The 20,419-nt window shown below is 69.2% G+C and carries 20 protein-coding genes; 11 read left to right on the top strand and 9 right to left on the bottom strand.

The genetic code is table 11. The features are described from left to right. Positions 1-5: 5 nt before the first annotated feature. A complete protein-coding gene (gene glpD, locus ACIHA7_RS30980) occupies positions 6-1,769 on the bottom strand; it encodes a glycerol-3-phosphate dehydrogenase (protein ID WP_397294425.1) in 1,764 nt (587 codons plus the stop codon). Between the two features lie 264 nt (positions 1,770-2,033). Here glpD and glpK point away from each other — a divergent pair, with 264 nt between their 5' ends. Both glpK and ACIHA7_RS30970 read left to right on the top strand, forming a co-directional pair. After that, positions 2,034-3,533 carry a glycerol kinase GlpK gene (gene glpK / locus ACIHA7_RS30975; protein WP_397294424.1) on the top strand — a complete coding sequence of 500 codons (1,500 nt, stop codon included), beginning with the start codon at positions 2,034-2,036 and terminating at the stop codon, positions 3,531-3,533. Between the two features lie 112 nt (positions 3,534-3,645). After that, positions 3,646-3,891 carry a hypothetical protein gene (locus tag ACIHA7_RS30970; RefSeq protein WP_397294423.1) on the top strand — a complete coding sequence of 82 codons (246 nt, stop codon included), beginning with the start codon at positions 3,646-3,648 and terminating at the stop codon, positions 3,889-3,891. Between the two features lie 77 nt (positions 3,892-3,968). On the opposite strand, the gene ACIHA7_RS30965 is transcribed toward ACIHA7_RS30970, so the two are convergent. The 4 genes from ACIHA7_RS30965 to ACIHA7_RS30950 all read right to left on the bottom strand — a co-directional run bounded on the left by ACIHA7_RS30965 (position 3,969) and on the right by ACIHA7_RS30950 (position 9,062). Continuing rightward, entirely contained in the window at positions 3,969-5,144 is a 1,176-nt protein-coding gene (locus ACIHA7_RS30965) for a PLP-dependent aminotransferase family protein (protein ID WP_397294422.1), read from the bottom strand. Between the two features lie 92 nt (positions 5,145-5,236). Continuing rightward, on the bottom strand, positions 5,237-6,253 hold the full coding sequence (locus ACIHA7_RS30960; RefSeq protein ID WP_397294421.1) for a hypothetical protein: 1,017 nt from the start codon (positions 6,251-6,253) through the stop codon (positions 5,237-5,239). 78 nt (positions 6,254-6,331) lie between these two features. Continuing rightward, on the bottom strand, positions 6,332-7,408 hold the full coding sequence (locus ACIHA7_RS30955) for a hypothetical protein (protein ID WP_397294420.1): 1,077 nt from the start codon (positions 7,406-7,408) through the stop codon (positions 6,332-6,334). A 250-nt stretch (positions 7,409-7,658) separates the two neighbouring features. Further along, entirely contained in the window at positions 7,659-9,062 is a 1,404-nt protein-coding gene (locus ACIHA7_RS30950) for an NAD(P)H-quinone dehydrogenase (protein ID WP_397294419.1), read from the bottom strand. Positions 9,063-9,320: 258 nt separating this feature from the next. Between ACIHA7_RS30950 and ACIHA7_RS30945 the strand changes: the two genes are divergently transcribed. Then, entirely contained in the window at positions 9,321-9,794 is a 474-nt protein-coding gene (locus tag ACIHA7_RS30945) for a gamma-glutamylcyclotransferase (RefSeq protein ID WP_014981915.1), read from the top strand. Between the two features lie 56 nt (positions 9,795-9,850). On the opposite strand, the gene ACIHA7_RS30940 is transcribed toward ACIHA7_RS30945, so the two are convergent. The 3 genes from ACIHA7_RS30940 to ACIHA7_RS30930 all read right to left on the bottom strand — a co-directional run bounded on the left by ACIHA7_RS30940 (position 9,851) and on the right by ACIHA7_RS30930 (position 13,279). Beyond that, entirely contained in the window at positions 9,851-11,002 is a 1,152-nt protein-coding gene (locus ACIHA7_RS30940) for a M20 family metallopeptidase (RefSeq protein ID WP_397294578.1), read from the bottom strand. A 107-nt stretch (positions 11,003-11,109) separates the two neighbouring features. After that, entirely contained in the window at positions 11,110-12,363 is a 1,254-nt protein-coding gene (locus ACIHA7_RS30935) for a M20 family metallopeptidase (protein ID WP_397294577.1), read from the bottom strand. Between the two features lie 211 nt (positions 12,364-12,574). Next, positions 12,575-13,279 (bottom strand): enoyl-CoA hydratase-related protein, encoded by a 705-nt coding sequence (locus tag ACIHA7_RS30930; RefSeq protein ID WP_397294418.1) that lies wholly within the window; start codon positions 13,277-13,279, stop codon positions 12,575-12,577. 300 nt (positions 13,280-13,579) lie between these two features. Here ACIHA7_RS30930 and ACIHA7_RS30925 point away from each other — a divergent pair, with 300 nt between their 5' ends. The 3 genes from ACIHA7_RS30925 to ACIHA7_RS30915 are packed head-to-tail and all read left to right on the top strand — an operon-like array spanning position 13,580 to position 16,102. Beyond that, a complete protein-coding gene (locus ACIHA7_RS30925; RefSeq protein ID WP_397294417.1) occupies positions 13,580-14,359 on the top strand; it encodes a purine-nucleoside phosphorylase in 780 nt (259 codons plus the stop codon). Next, positions 14,360-15,856, top strand: a complete 1,497-nt coding sequence (locus ACIHA7_RS30920; RefSeq protein WP_397294416.1) for a phospho-sugar mutase — start codon at positions 14,360-14,362, stop codon at positions 15,854-15,856. 21 nt (positions 15,857-15,877) lie between these two features. Then, a complete protein-coding gene (locus ACIHA7_RS30915; RefSeq protein WP_194834199.1) occupies positions 15,878-16,102 on the top strand; it encodes a hypothetical protein in 225 nt (74 codons plus the stop codon). Between the two features lie 60 nt (positions 16,103-16,162). Here the strand turns inward: ACIHA7_RS30915 and upp are convergent, their stop codons facing one another. Continuing rightward, complete coding sequence (upp, locus tag ACIHA7_RS30910; protein WP_397294415.1) at positions 16,163-16,786, bottom strand: uracil phosphoribosyltransferase; 624 nt, start codon at positions 16,784-16,786, stop codon at positions 16,163-16,165. Positions 16,787-16,933: 147 nt separating this feature from the next. Here upp and ACIHA7_RS30905 point away from each other — a divergent pair, with 147 nt between their 5' ends. From ACIHA7_RS30905 to ACIHA7_RS30885, 5 genes are all read left to right on the top strand, one after another. Further along, positions 16,934-17,257 (top strand): DUF2563 family protein, encoded by a 324-nt coding sequence (locus tag ACIHA7_RS30905; protein ID WP_135234957.1) that lies wholly within the window; start codon positions 16,934-16,936, stop codon positions 17,255-17,257. A 4-nt stretch (positions 17,258-17,261) separates the two neighbouring features. Then, the gene (locus ACIHA7_RS30900; RefSeq protein WP_397294414.1) at positions 17,262-18,383 is read left to right on the top strand and encodes an NlpC/P60 family protein; all 1,122 of its coding nucleotides are present in this window, start codon (positions 17,262-17,264) and stop codon (positions 18,381-18,383) included. Next, positions 18,380-18,721, top strand: a complete 342-nt coding sequence (locus tag ACIHA7_RS30895) for a hypothetical protein (protein ID WP_397294413.1) — start codon at positions 18,380-18,382, stop codon at positions 18,719-18,721. The genes ACIHA7_RS30900 and ACIHA7_RS30895 overlap by 4 nt, the downstream gene beginning before the upstream one ends. Before the next feature lie 64 nt (positions 18,722-18,785). Beyond that, complete coding sequence (locus ACIHA7_RS30890) at positions 18,786-19,133, top strand: YbaB/EbfC family nucleoid-associated protein (protein ID WP_107654326.1); 348 nt, start codon at positions 18,786-18,788, stop codon at positions 19,131-19,133. Between the two features lie 26 nt (positions 19,134-19,159). Further along, the gene (locus tag ACIHA7_RS30885) at positions 19,160-20,407 is read left to right on the top strand and encodes a primosomal protein (RefSeq protein WP_397294412.1); all 1,248 of its coding nucleotides are present in this window, start codon (positions 19,160-19,162) and stop codon (positions 20,405-20,407) included. Positions 20,408-20,419 lie beyond the last annotated feature (12 nt).

Genomic DNA, 20,419 nt, shown 5'->3' with positions numbered 1-20,419 from the left:
GCGGGCTACCGATTCGGCTGTCGCACAGCCTTGTTCACACCGTCCACCGGCACCGGCTCCAGAATCTCGGGGCGCGGTTCGGGGGCGGCGATGCGCAGCGCATCGGCGGAGTCGTCGTCCGGCTGGGTCTGCGAGCGGATCTCCGCCTCGACGCGCGCCCGGTAAGTCGTTATCTCCCGCTCGATTTCGGCGTCGTCCCAGCCGAGAACCGGCGCGACGAGGCGGGCCACCTGCTCGGCGCAGTCGGCGCCGCGGTCCGGGTACTCGATGGAGATGCGGGTGCGCCGGGCCAGGATGTCGTCCAGGTGCAGCGCGCCCTCGGCGGCGGCCGCGTAGACGGCCTCCACCTGCAGGTACGACGGCGCCTCGGTAATGGGCTGCAGCAGTTCGGGTTTGCCGTCCGCCAGCGCCAGCACCTCATCGATGAGCGAGCCGTACCGATCGAGCAGGTGCTTGATTCGGTACGGGTGCACGCCGTACGCCTCGGCCAGCTGCACCGTCTGATTGACCAGCGCGAAGTAGCCGTCGGCGCCGAGCAACGGCACCTTCTCGGTGATCGACGGCGACACACGGGCCGGAATGTCCTGTGCCGCTTCGTCGACGGCGTCGTAGGCCATCACGCGATAGGTGGTGTACTTGCCGCCCGCGATGCTGACCAGGCCGGGCGCGACCCTGGCGACGGCGTGTTCGCGGGACAGCTTGGAGGTCTCGTCGCTCTCCCCCGCCAGCAGCGGGCGCAGGCCCGCGTAGACGCCGTCGATGTCGTCGTGGGTGAGCGGAGTGACCAGCACATCGTTGACCCGGTCCAGCAGATAATCGATGTCGGCCTTGGTGGCCGCGGGATGGGCGAGGTCGAGGTTCCAGTCGGTATCGGTGGTGCCGATGATCCAGTGGGTGCCCCACGGGATGACGAACAGTACCGAGGTCGGGGTGCGCAGGATGATCGCGGCGTCGCTGACGATCCGATCGCGCGGGACCACGATGTGCACCCCCTTGGAGGCCCGGACGTGGAAGCGGCCGCGCTGATGGGCCAGCGCCTGCACCTCGTCGGTCCACACCCCGGTCGAGTTGATCACCACGTGCGCGCGGATGTCGGCGGTGCGTCCGTCCTCGCTGTCGCGCACCTGCACGCCGACCACCCGGTCGGCCTCCCGGAGGAAGCCGACAACCTGGGTGGAGGTGCGGATCACCGCCCCGTAGTGCGCGGCGGTGCGGGCCACGGTCATGGTGTGCCTGGCGTCGTCGACGACGGTGTCGTAGTAGCTGACACCGCCGATCAGCGCGCTGCGCTTGAGGCCGGGGGCCAGGCGCAAGGCGCCCATCCGGGTGAGATGGCGCTGGCCCGGAACCGATTTGGCGCCGCCCATGGTGTCGTAGAGCAGCAGCCCCGCCGCGACGTACGGCCGCTCCCACGCGCGATGGGTCAGCGGATAGAGGAAGCGCAGCGGTTTCACCAGGTGCGGGGCGAGCGCGGACAGTGCCAGCTCGCGCTCCTTCAGCGCCTCGCGGACCAGGCCGAACTCCAATTGCTCCAGATAGCGCAGGCCACCGTGGAACATCTTCGACGACCGGCTCGACGTGCCGGAGGCGAGGTCACGCGCCTCGACCAGCGCGACCTTCAGCCCGCGGGTGGCCGCGTCGAGCGCGATGCCCGCGCCGACCACGCCGCCGCCGATGACGACCACGTCGAAATGGTCCTTGCCGAACCGTTCCCAGGCCGTCCCGCGCTGCTCCGGACCGAGGAACTGGGACTCCGGTTTCTTGGTCATGCTCGACTCCTCCAGCCGCGTTGACGACGACGTAGTGGTCTTGTTCGCGCATTCGATCGAGCTGCTCTTGCTACAGGCTATGCCAGGTGCCACGGATCTCTTCGACCGCGGCGTCGCTCGTGTCGTTGAGCGCTACTCGTCGGTAACTGCTCTCGACCCTAATCGAGCGGGGCGCGGGCGGCCAGGTGATCCGCAGCCCGGCCACCGAGGACCCGCGTGGCCGCAATCGGACACAGCGCGCTCGGTGTTTAGTAACCTGCACGAATGCGTCGCTATGTGGCCGCCATCGACCAGGGCACGACTTCGAGTCGGTGCATCGTTTTCGATCGGCAGGGGCGCGTCGTCGGCGTGGCCCAGCGGGAACACGAACAGATCTTTCCCCGACGGGGATGGGTCGAGCACGACGCCGAAACCATCTGGGAAAACACCGAATTCGTGCTGGGCGAGGTGCTGAAGCAGCAAAAGCTCAGCAAAGACGACATCGCGGCGGTCGGCGTCACCAACCAGCGCGAGACCACCGTGGTGTGGGATCGGGACAGTGGCAAGCCGATTCATCATGCCATCGTCTGGCAGGACACCCGGACCGATCGGCTGACCACCGAGCTGGGCGGCGATATCGGGCCGACCCGTTACCAGGAGCGCACCGGCCTGCCGCTGTCCACCTACTTCGCCGGGCCGAAGCTGCGCTGGATTCTGGACAATGTCGACGGTGCGCGCGAGCGGGCCGAGGCGGGCGAGCTGTGCTTCGGCACCATGGACAGCTGGGTGCTGTGGAACCTGACCGGCGAGCACATCACCGACGTGACCAACGCCTCGCGCACCATGCTGATGGATCTGAATACCCGGCAATGGGACTCGGAGATCTGCGCGGAGTTCGGCGTGCCCGAGTCGATGCTGCCGCGGATCCGCAGCTCCTCGGAGGTCTACGCGGAGATCACCTCCGGTCCGCTGCAAGGGATTCCGGTCGCCGGCATCCTCGGCGACCAGCAGGCCGCCACCTTCGGCCAGGCCTGCCTGTCCCCCGGTGAAGCCAAGAACACCTACGGCACCGGCAATTTCATGCTGCTCAACACCGGCACCACGCCCGTGGTCAGCAAGCACGGTCTGCTCACCACCGTCTGCTACCAGCTCGGGGACGAGCCCGCCGTGTACGCGCTGGAGGGCTCGATCGCGGTCACCGGCTCACTGGTGCAATGGTTCCGGGACAACCTGGGCATCATCTCCTCGGCGGATGAGATCGAGCCGCTGGCCCGCAGTGTCGAGGACAACGGCGGCGCCTACATCGTGCCGGCGTTCTCCGGGCTGTTCGCGCCACGCTGGCGACCGGACGCCCGCGGCGTGATCGCCGGGCTCACCCGCTACGTGAACAAGGCCCATTTGGCCCGAGCCGTGCTGGAGTCCACCGCTTTTCAGACCGGCGAGGTGGTCGACGCCATGCGCGCCGACGCCGAATCCGAGCAGCTCGACCTCGAACTGACCACGCTGAAGGTGGACGGCGGCATGGTCAGCAACGACCTGCTCATGCAGTTCCAGTCCGACATCCTCGACGTGCCGGTGGTGCGTCCGGTCGTCAACGAGACCACCGCCCTCGGCGCCGCCTACGCGGCCGGACTGGCGGTCGACTACTGGTCCGGCACCGACGACATCCGGGAGAACTGGGCGGCCGACAAGACATGGGAGCCGACCATGTCCGCCGAAGACCGGGACGAACACTGGAAGTCCTGGAACAAGGCCGTCGAACGCACCTACAACTGGGCGGACTGACCACCCCACACCACCTCGCGCGGAGTGATCTACCTCACTCGACGGAACGGGCTTCGTACTGTGGCCGTCTATGTCGAGGTAAGGATCACCCGTTCGAAAGGCACGAAAAGTTATGCGACGCACTGTATCCGCACTTGCCGCCGGGGCATTGGCCACCGGCATCCTGGCCATGGTCGCCCCGGCGGCGCACGCGGGCCAGCCCGGTGAGTCGTGCTCGATTCCCGGGGCGCGGGAAGAGGTCTACGTGGACGTGGGCGGCGGCGTCCAGCGCAAAGCGGTGCTCGGTTGCGTCCGCTCCGGCGGTGGGTACGTGTGGCAGGTCACCAACTACCTGCAGCCGGGCGTCAACGACGGCTGATCCGTCGTTCGCGGCCGCCGGGGGGTGCGCGGTCCGCCACACCCCGGTGGCGTTCCCGCCCAGGCCGTTTCACCGCGCTACTGCGCGGCGCGGGCCAGTCGGTTGACTGCCTCGGTCAGCGTGGGGCTGTCGGAGGTGGTGAAGCACATGCGCATCGAGTTGCGGTAGCCGCCGTCGACGGCGAAGGCGGAACCGGGGACGTAGGCGACGCCCGCCTCCAGGGCACGCGGTAGCAGCGCCTGGGTGTCGGTGTCGTCGGTGAAGTCGGCCCAGACGAACATCCCACCGGCGGCGTCGGTGCAGCGCACCCGGTCGCCGAAGCGGGCGCGCACGGCGTGCACCAGTGACTTGGCGCGCTCACCGTAAACCGTGCGCACGCGGTCGACGTGCGCGGACAGCCAGGTCTCGTCCGTGAGCAGGTCGGCGGCGATCTGCTGGGTCAGCGCCGAACCACACAGGTCCGCACCTTGTTTCAGCAGTTCCACGGCACGGCACACCGGGTCCGGCGCGACCATCCAGCCGACCCGCAAAGACGGCGCCAGGATCTTGGAGGCGCTCGACAGTCGAATCACGTTGCGGGAGTGGGTTGCCACGGGCGCGGGCGGCGGGTTGTCGAACCACAGCTCGCCGTACGGGTCGTCCTCGATCACCCAGAATCCGTGCGCGTCAGCAAGTTCGGCGAGCTCGGCGCGACGCCGCGGGCTCATCGTCACCCCGCCGGGATTGTGGAAGTTGCTCACCGTGTGCACCAGGGTCGGGCGTTCACCGCGGGCGAGCAGGTCCGCCAGCGCGTCGGTACGCATGCCCTCGGCATCCAGCGGCACCGCGACGATTCGCGCGCCGGCGGCCCGAAACACTTGCAGCGCACCGACATACGCCGGATCCTCGACGACGACCAACGCACCGGGATCGAGCAGCACCTCGGCGAGCAGCGAAAGCGCCTGCTGCGAGCCGTGGGTCACGAACACCTCATCGATGGTCACCGACCGGCCGAGCCGCGTCGATTCCCGCTCGGTGAGCACCGCGCGCAGCGGCCGCCAACCGGGCGACTCGGTGTACTGCAGACAGCCCGCACTGCTCAGCGCCGCGTCGGCGGCCGCGGCGATCCGCTCGCGGGGCATCAGTTCCGCATCCGGCAGCCCGCCGGCCAAGCCGATGATCTCGGCGCGCGCGGTGAGCTTCAGCAGGTCACGAATCGCCGAGCTCTGCAGTCCGCCGAGCTTGGCCGCGAGCGGTGGAGTGGTCGGCGACATGGGAACCTCCGAACGAAACGCCGAGTTACGCGAGCACCCACTGTCGCATACGTGCGACCAGGATATGAAACCGATATCCCAATATTTGAGAACTACTGGCGCTCGTCGATCGTATACAGCAGGTGCCTGCCGTCGCGCTCCACGGTGGTGATTGTCTGCTTGTAGAGCCGCTTGGTCTCGTCGGGCCGGAACTCCTGCAGATCGACCTCGTAGGTTCCCGGCGTCAGCTCGAGGATGCGCATGCAGTGCCGGGTACCGATGGGCACTTCGTCGTCGATGCCCTTCTGGATAGACGCCGCCGGTGACACGTTCAGTGCGTCGTCGGCGACGAACTTGCGGGCGCGCTCACCGCTGCGCTCGACATAGAAGGCGTATTGGAAGCCGAGGATCGCGCCTGCCCCGCTAGCGGTGTCGCCGCTACCGTTGCCGAGGGTTACCTTGCCGTCCTTGGTGGTCGGACAGCTCAGCACCGGGGTGGTGCTCGCGACCGGCGGTGCCGGGCTGTCACCGCTGTTCCTGGACACCATGATCACCGTCACCGTCAATCCGACCAGGATGACGAGGGCGAGGATGCCCGCCAGCACATTGCGACCGGTGTGCGAACCGGAACCCCGCGGCGTCGGCGGCGGCACGACCGGCGTGGTCGGCGCCAACCGCTTCGCGATCGGGTCATCCGCCCAGGACAGTCCCGGCGCGCTCAGCGGCGGCGGTTTCGGCACGCTGCCCGTGTCGGTCGGGCGGTTCCACCACGAGTCCTTGTCCGGGTCCCCGGCAGACCGCGCGGCATTCTCGCGATCGGCGGGCGGGACCCGAGGCGGCACGGGCGGCGGGCTCGGCGGCGGCTCGGCGACCGCCGACGAGTCGGGTGCGCGGTACTGCGGCGGCGGTGGCGGACCCGTGTCGGCGGGTCGCCACACCAGCTCGGGGTGGTCGGCGGTCTGCTCCGGCACCTGCCAGCGCGGACCGGTATCGCCCATCGGCGGGCCGAACTCCGAAACGGGCGGACCGAATTCTGAGACAGGCGGGCCGAATTCGCCCACCGGAGGTCCGAAATCCGACGCGGACTGGTCGTCGGATTCGTTCTCCCTCGGGTCACCGTCGGAGGTCACACCCAATCCTTTCCCCAAGACACACGTGTGGGGCGGTCGCGAACGACCGCCCCACCCGTCGAATCAACCCCAGTCGTCTCAGTACTGGAGTGAACCACCCCACTGGGTGGTCACGCCACCCACTTCTACCGTTTGCGGAGCCAGATCGCCCGGCTGCAGCGGAAGCTTAACTTGCGCGGCCGCTTCGAGTGCCGCTGCGCCGCCCGGCTGTTCCTTGATCCAGTTCTCGACGGCCGCCTTCGCCAGGTTGGCCTGGGTGGTGTCGAAGACGGAGACCGTCTTGTTGTCGGTCAGGCCGACGCCACCGGTGTAGGTGGTCACCTTGACGGTGTTGGTGTCGACGTATTCGACCGACACACCGGCCTCACCGGCACCGGCCGGGGTGCGGTACCCGATGGTGCCGACGTAACCCGACTCGTTGTTGAAGTGATGGGTGTTGGCCACGTGGCCAGGCAGCACCGTGCCGCCGTCGATGTTCGCGCCGAGCTCCTGGTGCGGACCGGTCATCTCGACGACCGGCGCGGGCGGGGCCTCCTCCAACCGAGGGGCCTGCCAGCGGGGCTGCTGCGGCTGAACCAGGGTCTGCGGCTGCTGCGCCTGGGTGTTCTCGTCGCTGCCCGGGGTGTTCTGGGTGCGCGGCGGCGTGTTCGGCGTGTTCGGCTGCTGCGGCGTGGTGCCCGGCTCGGCCGGCGTCTGCTCGCCGTCCGGCGTATCCGGCGTCACCGCGGGCTGGGCCTGCCCCTGCTGGCCGGACTGACCCGGCACCGGCAGCGGCGCGATGCGCGGGGTGGTGACGCCAGGCTGGGTCGGCTGCGCCAGCCGCGGATCCTTGTTCGGGTTCGGCATGACCGGATCCGGGGTGTTGACCCCCGGCTGGCCCGGCGTGGTGACGCCCGGCTGGGTCGGTCCCTGCGGCTTGTTGGGATCCGGCTTGTTCGGATCCGGCTTGGTGGTATCGGGGCTCGGCGGTGCCTCGTTCACCCCTGGCTGCGCCGGAGCGGGGCTCGGCGGCGCGGTGGTGGGTGGAATGGTCGGATCATTGGGAGCCGCCCCCGCAGGCGCCGCCAAGAGAGAGGCCACAGCGGCCGCGGCGGCCAGTGGCAACGAGGTGCTCGCCATCGCTCGCTGCGCCCGACTCGGCTTACGATGTTTCACTTTTCGCATTCCCTTTCCCGGGTGTGACCTGGGTTCGGTCACACTCAGTTGCCTCTGACGAGACGCCCGGTCGTCGAACGACGCGAAGGTCATTCGACGTTTCGACTGGGAACGATCCATCCCCCCGAACACCGAACCACGCGACCGCCCGCCGATCGCATCTCTGCGGGAAGTGAACCATATGTAGGCCTGATGGGCAATGTGAATGAAAACTTCACACGGCACGAACGCTGCTGGACCGCAAGACCATTCAATCCAGGTCGTCGTGCCGCATCAGCTGGCGGGCCGCCTCGGTCACCGAGCCGGTCAGCGACGGGTACACCGAGAAGGTCTGGGCCAGGTCGTTGACGGTCAGGTTGTTCTGCACCGCGAGCGCGATCGGCAGGATGAGCTCCGACGCGATCGGCGCCACCACCACACCGCCGATGACCACACCGGTGGCGGGGCGGCAGAAGATCTTCACGAAACCCCGGCGCAGGCCCGACATCTTGGCCCTCGGGTTGGTGTTCAGCGGCAGCATCACCGTGCGGGCCGGGGTCTCACCGTTGTCGATCGCGGTCTGGCTGACGCCGACGGTGGCGATCTCCGGGCGGGTGAACACCGCGGACGCCACGGTCTTCAACCGGATCGGGCTGACGCCCTCGCCGAGCGCGTGGTACATCGCGATGCGGCCCTGCATCGCGGCCACCGAGGCCAGCGGCAGCAGGCCGGTGCAGTCACCCGCGGCGTAGATGCCGGGCACGGAGGTGCGCGAAACCCGGTCGACCCGCAGGTAGCCGCCGCGGTCGAGTTCGATGCCGACCCGTTCCAGGCCGAGGCCGTCGGTGTTGGGCGTGGAGCCGACGGTCATCAGCGCGTGCGTCCCTGCGACGGTCCGGCCGTCGGACAGCTTGACCACCACGCCCTCGGCGGTGCGCTCCACCGCGTCCGCGCGCGCGTGCTTCACCAGCTCGACACCGCGTTCGGCGAGCGCGTCCTCCAGCACGAGGGCGGCGTCGGCGTCCTCGCCGGGCAGCACCCGGTCGCGACTGGAGACCAGCCGCACCCGCACGCCCATTTCGGTGTAGGCCGAGACGAATTCAGCACCGGTGACACCGGAGCCGACCACCACGAGGGTCTCCGGCAGCTCTTCCAAGTCGTAGAGCTGACGCCAGTTGAGGATCCGCTCACCGTCCGGCTCGGCACCCGGCAACACGCGCGGGCTCGCGCCAGTGGCGATCAACACAACTTCGGCCTCGATGGTCGTCTCGGTGCCGTCGGCCAACATGGCGCGGACGTGATGGGCGGCAAGGCCGGTAGACGTATCGGTCAGCTCCGCGCGACCGGCCAGCACGGTGACGCCGACGGTCTGCAGCTTGGACCTGATGTCGGAGGACTGGGCCAACGCCAGCGCCTTGACACGGCCGTTCACCTCGGCCAGTTGCACCTTGGCCTGGTTCGGATCGAGGGTGATCCCGAGATCGCGGGCGCGGCGCAGGTCGGTGCGCACGCCGGTGGAGGCGATGAAGGTTTTCGAAGGGACACAGTCCCAGAGCACGCATGCCCCGCCGATGCCGTCGCTATCGATCAGCGTCACCGACGCACCGTGCTGGGCCGCCACCAGCGCCGCCTCGTAGCCGGCCGGTCCGCCACCGATGATCGCTATGCGGGTCATGGATACCTCCGCTCTTGGTTGCGCACCGGGATCTCCGGTACCTGTCAACGTTATCGGGCGAGGCAGGCCCACCCGTCGCCCGGCCACCACCCCCCACGGAATCGCTACGCGAGGCTGACCCACCTGCCGCTTAGCCACCCCACAGAATCGCTACACGACGCGGGACCAGACGGTCGCCGCGCCCGGAACGCGCGACCGGAACACCGCATCTGGCCGGGATAGAGACGATCCTCGGATGTTATTGGCTACCCTTCTCTGGTGCCGATCTACGCCGCCTATGGGTCCAACATGGACTCAACCCAGATGCTCGAGCGCTGTCCGCACTCGCCCATGTCCGGAACGGGCTGGTTGGAGGGCTGGCGGCTCACCTTCGCTGGTGACGACATCGGCTGGGAGGGACCACTGGCGACGGTCGTCGAGGAGCCGGGCTCCCGCGTTTTCGTCGTGCTCTACGACGTGTCGCCCGAAGACGAGCAGCGACTCGACCGGTGGGAGGGCTCGGACTTCGGCATCCACAAGAAGATCCGGCTGCGCGTCACCCGCAGCGAGAGCGGCGCCGATCCGACGCTGGCCTGGTTGTACGTGCTCGACGCCTACGAGGGCGGTCTGCCCTCGGCGCGCTATATCGGCGTGATCGCCGACGCGGCCGAAAAGGCCGGTGCGCCCGAGGATTACGTGCATTCCCTGCGCACCCGCAACAGCCGCAACGTCGGCCCAGGCAATTTCGGCTGACACAACGAGACGACGTGGCCGGCCCGGTGGCCGACCACGTCGCGGTATCGCTCAGCTCAGCGTGCGTTGAGCACGATATTGGTCAGCACCCGCACGCCGACCGCGAGCGCCCGCTCGTCGAGATCGAACGTCGGCTGGTGCAGATCCAGTTGCTCGCCGTGCCCGGACCAGACGCCGAGGCGCGCCATCGCGCCGGGCACCTCTTCCAGGTACCACGAGAAGTCTTCGCCGCCACCGGATTGCATGGTGTCGGCCAGCGCGTCCGGACCGAGCTTGCGGATCGCGTCCTCGAACATCCGGGTGGACTGTTCGTCGTTGACCACCGGCGGCACGCCGCGACGGTAGTTCAGCTGGTACCGCACCCCCGTGGGGGCGAGCAGACCGTCGACGATCTCGCGCACCATCGGCTCGAGCAGCGACCAGGTCGCGTGGTCGCCGGTGCGCACGGTGCCGGTGAGCATGCCGGTCTGCGGAATCGCGTTGGGCGCCTTGCCCGCACTGACCGCACCCCACACCATCACGGTGCTGGTGCGCGGGTCGATGCGGCGGCTGAGCAGGCCGGGCAGGCCGGTGATCACGGTGCCGATGGCGTAGACCAGATCGCTGGTCAGATGCGGGCGCGACGTGTGCCCGCCCGGTGAGTCCAGCACCAGTTCGACGGTGTCGGCGGCCGAGGTGATCGCGCCGACCCGGATGCCGACCCGGCCCACCTCCAGGCGCGGATCGCAGTGCAGCGCGAAGATCCGCTCCACACCCTCCATCGCGCCGGTGGCGACCACGTCGATCGCGCCGCCGGGCATGACCTCCTCGGCGGGCTGGAAGACCAGGCGCACGCCGACCGGCAGCTGGGGCACCTCGGCCAGCGCGAGCGCCGTGCCGAGCAGGATCGTGGTGTGCGCGTCGTGCCCGCAGGCGTGCGAGACGCCGGGCACGGTGGAGGCGAAGCTCAGGCCGGTGAACTCCTGCAGCGGCAGCGCGTCCATGTCGGCGCGCAGGCCGATGCGCGGGCCCTCCGGCCCGATGTCACAGATGAGGCCGGTGCCGCCGGGCAGCGGCTGCGGGGTGAGGCCCGCCTTGATCAGCCAGGAGGAGATGAACTCGGTGGTAGCGAACTCGGTGCGGGAAAGTTCCGGGTTGGCGTGGATGTGCCGCCGCCACTGGACGAGGTCGACCGCGTGCTCGGCCAGCCAGCCCTCGACCGATCCCAACCCCGTCCCCACGGTGTTCGACAATGCGACGAGGTCCGGGCCCTCCACGAGTGCGCACGCACCCGTGTCCGTGCCCGTCGCCCGCTCCGCCGAACGGCCGGTAGTGCTCACGGCTGCGCCTCGCTATCGCTCGGCTCCACCGTGCGCCCTGGGCACCCTGTGTCCCCGGTTCGCTCGCTACGCTCCCTCACCTGAAATTCCTCCTGTCGTTGAACGAGCCGTTGCAACAACCTGTCCCTGTGTTCTTCATCGCCGGCAGCGGTGATCGCGGTACGCGCGAGAGCAAGCGCACCATCGACCACCGCACGATCCGCCGAGGCGTTGACGCTCGCCGCGGCGAAATCCGGCTGGTGCGTCACCGCACCACCGGCATCAATTCCGATAACCGGATGGATGCCAGGAATGACATTGGTGACGTTGCCCATGTCCGTGCTTCCGAGCGGCCGCTGTGCCTCGAGCTCGGGTGCGATCGGCACTCGCCCCAATCGGGTTATCTGCTCGCGGTAGGCAAACAGTAACGCCGGATCGGGCGTCAGCTCGGTATATGTCGGCGCGACAGTCCGGATTTCCTGGGTGCAGCCGGTCGCAAGGGCTCCGGCTTCGAAACACGCTGACGCTCGTTGCATCAGATTGTCGAGAGATACGGAGTCGACTGCGCGTAGGTAATACAGCAGTTCCGCACGTCCGGGCACGATGTTCGGGGCTACGCCACCATCGCCGACTATACCGTGGAGTTGCTGGCCAGGCTGGAGATGCTGCCTCAGCAATCCAAGAGCTACCTGCGTGACGGTGACCGCGTCGCCCGCGTTGCGGCCGAGTTCCGGCGCGGCGCTGGCGTGCGCCTCGCGGCCGTGGAAGGTGATGGCCAGATCGGCCATCGCCAGCGAGCGCGCGCCGACGATGTCGAGCGGGCCGGGATGCACCATCATCGCCATCGCCACGTCGTCGAAGACGCCGCGCTCCAGCATCAGCACCTTGCCGCCGCCGCTCTCCTCGGCGGGCGTGCCGAGCACAAGCACGGTCAGTCCCAGCTCATCGGCCACCTCGGCGAGGCCGAGCGCGGCACCGACCGACGAGGCCGCGATGATGTTGTGCCCGCAGGCATGCCCCATCCCCGGCAGGGCGTCGTACTCCGCGCAGATGCCGACGGTCAGCGCTCCGCTGCCGAAGCTCGCGCGAAACGCGGTCGGTAACTCGGCAACGCCGGTTTCCACCTCGAAGCCGCGCTCGACGAGCGGCGCGATGGTCTTGGCGACGCTGCGCGTCTCCTCGAACGCGAGCTCCGGCTCGGCGTGGATCGAGTGCGAAAGATCGATCAGCTGGTCGACCGCGGCCTTGATCGCCGCGTCCGACAGCTGCATGGCATCGGCGCGCGCGACGTCGTAGTCGCTGCGCGATTCCTGGTGCCCGCTGCGCGGTGGTGGCATGGAACACAGTGTTGCACTGCGCCGCAAACCGAGCGAAGTCGTGCCGGTTCGGTCGAGCCCGACGCAGCGGGTCGCCGTGGCGTTCCCGCAGTTCAGTACCGCGCGTTCCGCCGAGCGGACACAGCCGTGTCCGCCGGCCGCTCGGCTATCCGGTGGCGAACGCCAAGTTCTCCGGCGTGGTCGGCACGGCAAGACCCGCCAGCGCCTCGGCGTGCAGCGCGCGCTTGATCACCGGCAGGTTCGGCTTGCGATTGCTCGCCAGTGCCGCGGCCTTGGCCACCGCGGTCGCCAGCAACGACTCCGCGTCGGCCTTGCCGTCCACGATGCCCGCGGCGATCGCCTCGTCGGCCGGGTAGCGGTAGCCGGTGGTCATCGCCTGCACGCAGACCTGATTGGACAACCGCTGGGTGAGCAGGGCGTTCATGCCCACGGTGAACGGCATGCCGAGGTGCACCTCGGGCAGGCAGTAGAAACCGCGATCGGCGCGCATCACCCGGAAGTCGTGCGAGGTGGCGAGCATGGCGCCCGCACCGAAGGCGTGGCCGTTGATCGCGGCGACCGTCGGCATCGGGAACGTCAGCAAACGGGTGTAGAGCGAGTGCACACGATCCAGGTAGCCGTGCGACTTCTGCAGGTTGGCGAACAGCCAGTCGGTGTCGAGGCCGTTGGTGTAGAACTTGCCGGTCGCCACGGTGACCAGCGCGGCGGGGCCCTCGGAGCTCTCGACCTTGTCCAGCACGGCGTGGAACTCGTCGATCCAGTCCGGGTGAAAGCGGTTCTCGCTGTCGGTCTGTCCCTCGTTTCCGAGGTACAGGACGAACACTTCCCCTTCACGTTCCAGATACGGCATGGGTGCAGAATATCCGGCACCCGGCACCACTCCTACTCGCGGGTAGCTATCGCGGAGCGCGACCGGAATTCGGCCTAGCCGCGGTGTGCGGCCGACCCCGGCCCGCACGGCTTCGCACCTCCCGAGCAACCGGCGCGACGCGGTGGCACGGCGGCGGTTCGACAATCGCGTGCGTCCGGCCCGTGGTAGATCGCCTCGCGTGGACCCACCGCCGCCGGGCGCCGAGCCGCCGTCGCGCTCGACCTGCGGGTTGTCCGAGCGCACCCGCGAGGGCGTGTCGAGCCGACTATCGTGACGATCATGCTTGCCGAACAGGCCGCCGAGGCGATCGCCGAACGTACTGGAGTGCCGCGTCACCGGGTTGCGGTGGTGCTCGGCTCGGGTTGGCAGGAGGCGGCCGCGGAGATCGGCACCCCCGTCGCGTCCGTGCCGATGCCGGAGCTGCCCGGCTTCGGGACGCCGAGCGCGCAGGGGCACGTGGGCATGGTCCATTCCGTCGCCGTCGGTGCCACACCCACGCTGCTGCTGATGGGCCGCCAGCACCTGTACGAGGGCTACCAGCCCGCCGACGTGGTGCACCCGGTCGCCGCGGCCGTCGCGGCGGGCGCCGAGATCGTGCTGCTCACCAACGCCGCGGGCGGTATCCGCGATGGTCTGCGGGTCGGCGAGCCGGTGCTGATCAACGATCACCTGAACCTCACCGCCCGCACCCCGCTGACCGGTGCCACCTTCGTCGATCTCGTCGACGCGTGGGATCCCGAATTGCGCGCCCTGGCCAAAGAAGTCGACCCCACGCTGACCGAGGGGGTGTACGCGGGCCTGACCGGGCCGCAGTACGAGACCCCGGCCGAGATCCGGATGCTGCGCACCATGGGCGCAGACCTGGTCGGTATGTCGACGGTGCTGGAGGCGATCGCGTGTCGCGCGCTCGGCGCCCGGGTGCTCGGCATCTCGCTGGTCACCAACCTGGCGGCCGGCGTCACCGGCGGGCATCTGTCGCACGCCGAGGTGCTGGCCGAAGGTCACGCGGCCGCACCGCGATTGGGCAAGCTGCTGCGCGGCGTGCTGGAACGGGTGTAGATGCTGCGCTTCGGCACCGCGGGCCTGCGCGGCCCGCTGCAGGACGGCCCGGACGGCATGAACGTGACGACGGTGACCAGGGCCACCGCCGGACTCGTCGAGTGGCTGCGCGGGCGGTGTCTCGGCGGCGGCGCGGTGGTCGTCGGGCGCGACGCGCGGCACGGCTCCGCCGAATTCGCCACCGCGACGGCGGAAATCTTTGCCGCTGCGGGCTTTCCGGTGACCTTGCTGCCCGGTCCGCTGCCGACGCCGGTGGTCGCGTACGCGGTGCGCGAGCTCGGTGCGGTCGCGGGCGTGCAGATCACCGCGTCGCACAATCCGGCCACCGACAACGGCTACAAGGTCTACCTCGACGGCGGCTCGCAGCTGCTGGCCCCCGCGGACACCGAGATCGAGAAGTGCATCGACGCGGTCACCGAACCCGTGGCCCGCACCCCGGTCACCCCGGCCGACGACGACATCGTGCAGCGCTACCTGAACCGGGTGTCGTCGCTGCCCTCGGTGCTCGGCGGCGCGGGTGCGCGGTCGGCGATCCGGATCGCGCTCACGCCGCTGCACGGGGTCGGTGGCCACCTGGTGGTGCAGGCGCTCGCCGCAGCGGGATTCACCGACGTGCACGTGGTCGAGGAGCAGTTCGAGCCCGACCCGGACTTCCCGACGGTCGCCTTCCCGAACCCGGAGGAGCCCGGCGCCACCGACTTGCTGCTCGCCCTCGCCGCCAGGGTCGGCGCGGACATCGCGATCGCGGTCGACCCCGACGCGGACCGCTGTGCCGTCGGAGTTCCGCTGCCGGACAACACCTGGCGAATGTTGCGCGGTGACGAGACCGGCGTGCTGCTCGGCGACTGCGTGCTGCGCACCGCACCGCCGGAGGCGCTGGTGGCCACCACGATCGTGTCGTCGCGGCTGCTGTCCAGACTCGCCACGGCCCGCGGCGCCCGCTACGCCGAGACCCTCACCGGCTTCAAGTGGCTGGCCCGCGCGGGCGACGGCCTGGTCTACGCCTACGAGGAGGCGATCGGCCACTGCGTCGACCCGGCGACGGTGCGCGACAAGGACGGCATCTCCGCCGCCGTGCTGACCGCGGATCTGGTCGCCCGGCTGAAGTCGGCGGGCCGCACCCTGACCGATCAACTCGACGACTACGCCCTGGAATTCGGCCTGCACAGCACCGATCAGGTGTCGCTGCGGCTGGATTCGGCGGCGGCCGCGGCGGACGTGGTCGCCCGGCTGCGCGCGAACCCGCCGGACCAGATCGCAGGCGAGCCGGTCAAATACACCGACCAGCTCCAGGTGCGCGGCCGCATGCGCACGGACGCCCTCGTTTTCGAGGGCGGCGGCGCACGCATCGTGATCCGGCCGTCGGGCACCGAGCCGAAACTCAAGTGCTATCTCGAGGTGGTCACCCCGGTCTCCGCGCCTGCCGAACTGCCCGCTGCCAGGACAACTGCGGGACAACACCTTTCCGCATTACGCGATTACTGCCGGGGGCTGTGACCCAGCCGTCATCATCAGATGATGACGGCGATGCACTGTACCCACTGCGGCAGCGAGGCCATGATGCCCGGCTTCATCGAGGACTCCGGCGACAGTTCACGCGGCCATGCCCGCTGGGTCGAAGGGCCGTTGGAGATCGGCTTCTGGGGCGCGAAGCGGACCGGCCGCGCGCACTGGCTGGTCGATGCCTTTCGATGCAAGGACTGCTTCCACCTCGAGCTGTTCACCCGAGCCCAAGACGGGTGAGCTCCGGGCGCGGGGCCGGGCCGCCGCCCGGCGCCGTCGCGCGCGGGTACTACCGGCGGCCTAGCGCGGGCCGAACTGGCGATCGCCCGCGTCGCCGAGGCCGGGGACGATGTAGGCATGCTCGTTCAGGCCCGCGTCGACGGCGGCCGTGACCAGGCGCACCGGATGGCCCGAATCGGTCAGTGCCGCAACCCCTTCCGGTGCCGCGACGACGCAGACCGCGGTGATGTCGGTGGCGCCGCGGGCGACCAGGAGTTCGAGGGTGTGCCGCATCGAGCCGCCGGTGGCCAGCATCGGATCGAGCACGTAGACCGGGAGTCCGGCCAGGTCGGCGGGCAGCGATTCCATATACGGGACGGGCTGATGGGTCTGCTCGTCGCGGGCGATGCCGACGAATCCGATTCTGGCGTCCGGGATCAGCTCGGCCGCCACGTCGACCATGCCGAGGCCCGCCCGCAGCACCGGCACCAGCAGCGGCGGTTGCGCCAGTCGCGCGCCCTCGGTCGCCGCCACCGGCGTGCTGATCTCGAACCGCCGCACCGGCGCGTCCCGCAGCGCCTCGTAGATGAGGATCCTGGTGAGATCGCGCAGCGCGGCGCGGAAGGCGGAGTTGTCGGTGCGCTCGTCTCGCATCGTGGTCAACAGAGCGGCGGCGAGCGGATGGTCCACGGTGTGAGTGCGCATGAGGGAACGATAAAGTGACCGGTGGGTCCGCCGCCGACGCTCTACCCGAAAGTTTTTTCGGATCGGTGGGAACCGAACGGGAAGAGGGCGCGTCGAACCAAGTGAATGACGTACTCTGCCTGGGAACAACAGATGGGGGAAGCTCTGATGCGGAAGATGTCGGCGGACACCGAGGGCATCGCAGCCTACGGCGCGACCGCCCATGTGATGGCCGGGGAGATGGCCACGGCCGGTGCCAGTGCCGCGGCGGCCGAGCCCGCGCTGCTCGGCCCGATCATGGGGTTGATCGGTGGTGATTTCATGGCCGCCTATGCCGCCGCGCACGCCGGACATGTCGCCTCGATCGGCCAGCTGTCGGCGGTACTCGCCAGCATGGGTGGCGCGGCCACCGGCGCGGCGACGGTGCTCACCGAGACCGACCTGAACAACGCGGGAGCGCTGCGGACCGTGGCCACCGAATTGGACGGCTGAGCCTGTGATCGATATCAACGCACTGGCCAAGCCGATATTCGACCTGCTCTCCAGCTTCGGCTCCGGCGTATTGCCCACCGGCGGCCCCTCCGACGCGCTGCGCAGCACGTCGAGCGTGGTGGACCAGATCCATCAGATGGGCCGCGACAGCATCAACGGCATGAACAGCGCGTGGGACGGCCAGGCCGCCGACGCCGCCACCTCGAAGGCGCTGCGGGTGCAGACCTCCGCCGCCACCATCTCCGACCGTGGCAACGAGATGGCAACCGTGGTGAATCAGGCCGCGGCCGAGGTCGAGACGGGCCAGAAGGACCTCGCAGGCATTGCCCAGTCGTTCGTGAACACCGCGGCCAGCGCGGGCCCGGCCCTGGCCACCCCCGCGGGGCTGACGATGATCGTCGGCTCCGCGATCGACCATCTCGGCCAGGCACTCAATGTGGTCGGGCGGGTGCAGAACGAGCTCGGCACGCACACCGCGTCGATGTCCGAACTCACCCCGCCGCCGCCCACCCCGTCGCTCGCGGGCACGGCCACCTCCGCCGCGAGCGCGCAGCAGCTGGCTTCGACCGCCACCAGCGCGCTGAGCGGTGTCGGTTCGATGGCGAGCAGCCTGATGAGCACCGCGATGCCCTCGACCACCAACTCGACGACGGTCGGCACCAAGTCCACCACCCCGAGCCCCTCGGGCACACCCAAACCCGACACCGGCTCCTCGGGCATGCCCGACGGCACCGGCGTGAAGATCACGCTGCCCGACGGCAGCACCGTGGAGGCGCCGAACGAGAAGGCCGCGACCGCGGTGCGCTCGGCGATCAGCGCGGTCGGCACGCCGTACGTGTGGGGCGGCAACACCCCCGGCGCAGGCCTGGATTGCAGCGGGCTCACCAAATTCGCCTACGGCGAGGCGGGCGTGGAACTGCCGCGCCTGGCCGCCGAGCAGGCCACCGGCACCTCGGTCTCCCCCGGCGACCTGATGCCCGGCGATCTGGCCATCTGGGATGGCCACGTCGCGATGGTGATCGGCAACGGACAATTCGTCGAGGCAGGCGACCCGGTCCAGATCAGCTCGATTCGAACGGAGAACTCAGGGATGGGCTTCTACGGCTTCTACAGGCCGACATCATGACTCAACCGCAGGTTCCCAACGTCACCGTCGCGAGCAGCACGAATCGGTCGGGCACCATCTCGGTGCGGGCCACCGATCAGGGCATGCCGGTGGAGATCAAGTTCGAGCGCAGCGAATACCGTTACGGCGCACAATCTCTCGCGAACGAGATCCTGCGGCTCAACAAGCGCTCCACGGTCGCCGCGAAGGCGCGCAGGCGCGAGCTGCTCGCCGAGGCGGGCATGCCCGCCGACATCCTGGACCGGCTCGGCCTGCCCACCCGCCAGGCGGCGGTGGACGAGCTGGACCGGATCGACGACGCGGACACCGGACCAACCACGTGGATGAGGCCGGTATGAGTGAGCGGAGCCAGCGAACAATGAGCATGCGCGTGGCGGAGCCGAGCACCGGCGAGGCGCAGCGATGAGCGCGGAGATGGACGCGCTGGTCGCCAATGCGACGCAGAAGCTGGAAGCACTCGAGGCCGCGCTGTACGGCCTCAAGCAGGTGCGCGGGCGCCACACCACCGAGGACGGCACGGTCACCGTCGAGGTCGACAGCGACGGCGCGCTCGTCGCGTTGAGCCTCGCCGAGACGGTCACCTCGCTGCCGCCCGCCGAGGTCGGACAGCTGATCGTCTGGGCTTGCAGGCAGGCCGCGGAGGACGCGGGCAACCAGCGCTCGAAGGTCGTTGCGACACTGAACGAGTCATTCGTTCCCGCGGCGAACGACGCCCAAGGAACCGTTGGGGGCGGGCCGGATAGTGCCTGACGCGGAAGGTCGATAGGCTTCCGCTCATGGCTTCTGGAGACATCGTCCCGATCGAGCTCGGCCTGACCGACGGCGATCTCGTCACCCTGTGGGCACCGCGCTGGCGAGACGGTGACGACGAGTGGGAGGCGTTCCTCGGACACGAGGACGCCCTCTACGGTTTCGAGACCGTTGCGGAGCTGGCCGCGTTCATCCGGACCAACTCCGACAACGACCTCGTCGAGCATCCGGCGTGGAAGGTCGTCGTCGCGCTGTCGGCGGTCGAGCTGGAGCCGGAGGAGAATTTCTCCTTCGATCTGGTCGCGGTGCCCGAACTGGCCGCGGGCGAGCCCGACGTGGACACCATCGCCGAGCTCGAAGACACCCTCAGCATGGTCCGCAACATCGGCGAGGTGTGCGAGCTGGAGACGGTGACCAAGTTCTTCGGGTCGCACCCGGTACTCGGCGCGCTGCCGGGCGGCGTGAACGCCTTCGTCGGCCGCGACGGCGAAGAACTGTGGGACCAGATCGGCACCGCCATCGCCAAGGGCTGGGACAGCGTCCTCGACGCCATCGACTCCGTCGTGCACACCCCCGAGGTCGACGCGGAAGCCGTCGCCGTCGCCGAGGCCGAACTGCTGGCCGCCGAGGAGAACGTGGTCGACGCCGACGACGCCGCGGACAACGAGGAAGACGAGTTCGAACCCGTCGACCTCGACGCGGACGAGGACGAAGACGACGAGGACGAGACGTTCTGGCACGAGGTCGGCATCGACCCGGTCAAGATCATCACCTCCGACGCCACCTACTTCACGCTGCGCTGTTACCTCGACGACGAGCCGATCTTCCTCGGCTCCGACAACGCCATCACGGTGTTCAACTCCGAGCGCGCGCTGGCCAGGTACCTGGCCGACGACCACGAACACGACCTCGCCAGGGTCAGCACCTTCGCCGACGTGCAGACGGCCGCGGTGGACGGTTCGCTCGAGGTCGAGGTCAGCGACGAAAATGTCTACGTGCTGCCCGGCCTCGCCGACGACCTCGCCGAAGGACCGGAGGCCGTCGACATCGAACAGCTCGACCTCGCGGTCGAACTGTTCACCGACGCCTCCGACTACGCGGGCGACGATGTCGTGGAGCAGGCACTGGCCCAGTCCAATCCGCTCGGCTGGTACGTCTCGTACCTGCTCAACCCGGACCCCAACCGGATGGCGCCCAACCCGCCGTTCGCCGCGGAGGCGCAGTCCTGGCGGGAACTGGAGCGCAACTTCGAGTCCCGGCTGAACCCGCAGTAGTAGGCGCGCGCC

This window comes from Nocardia sp. NPDC052316 (assembly GCF_044547795.1).
Taxonomy (GTDB): domain Bacteria; phylum Actinomycetota; class Actinomycetes; order Mycobacteriales; family Mycobacteriaceae; genus Nocardia.
The sequence above is the reverse complement of the archived record's forward strand: the minus strand, read 5'-3'. Positions and strand labels throughout refer to the sequence as shown.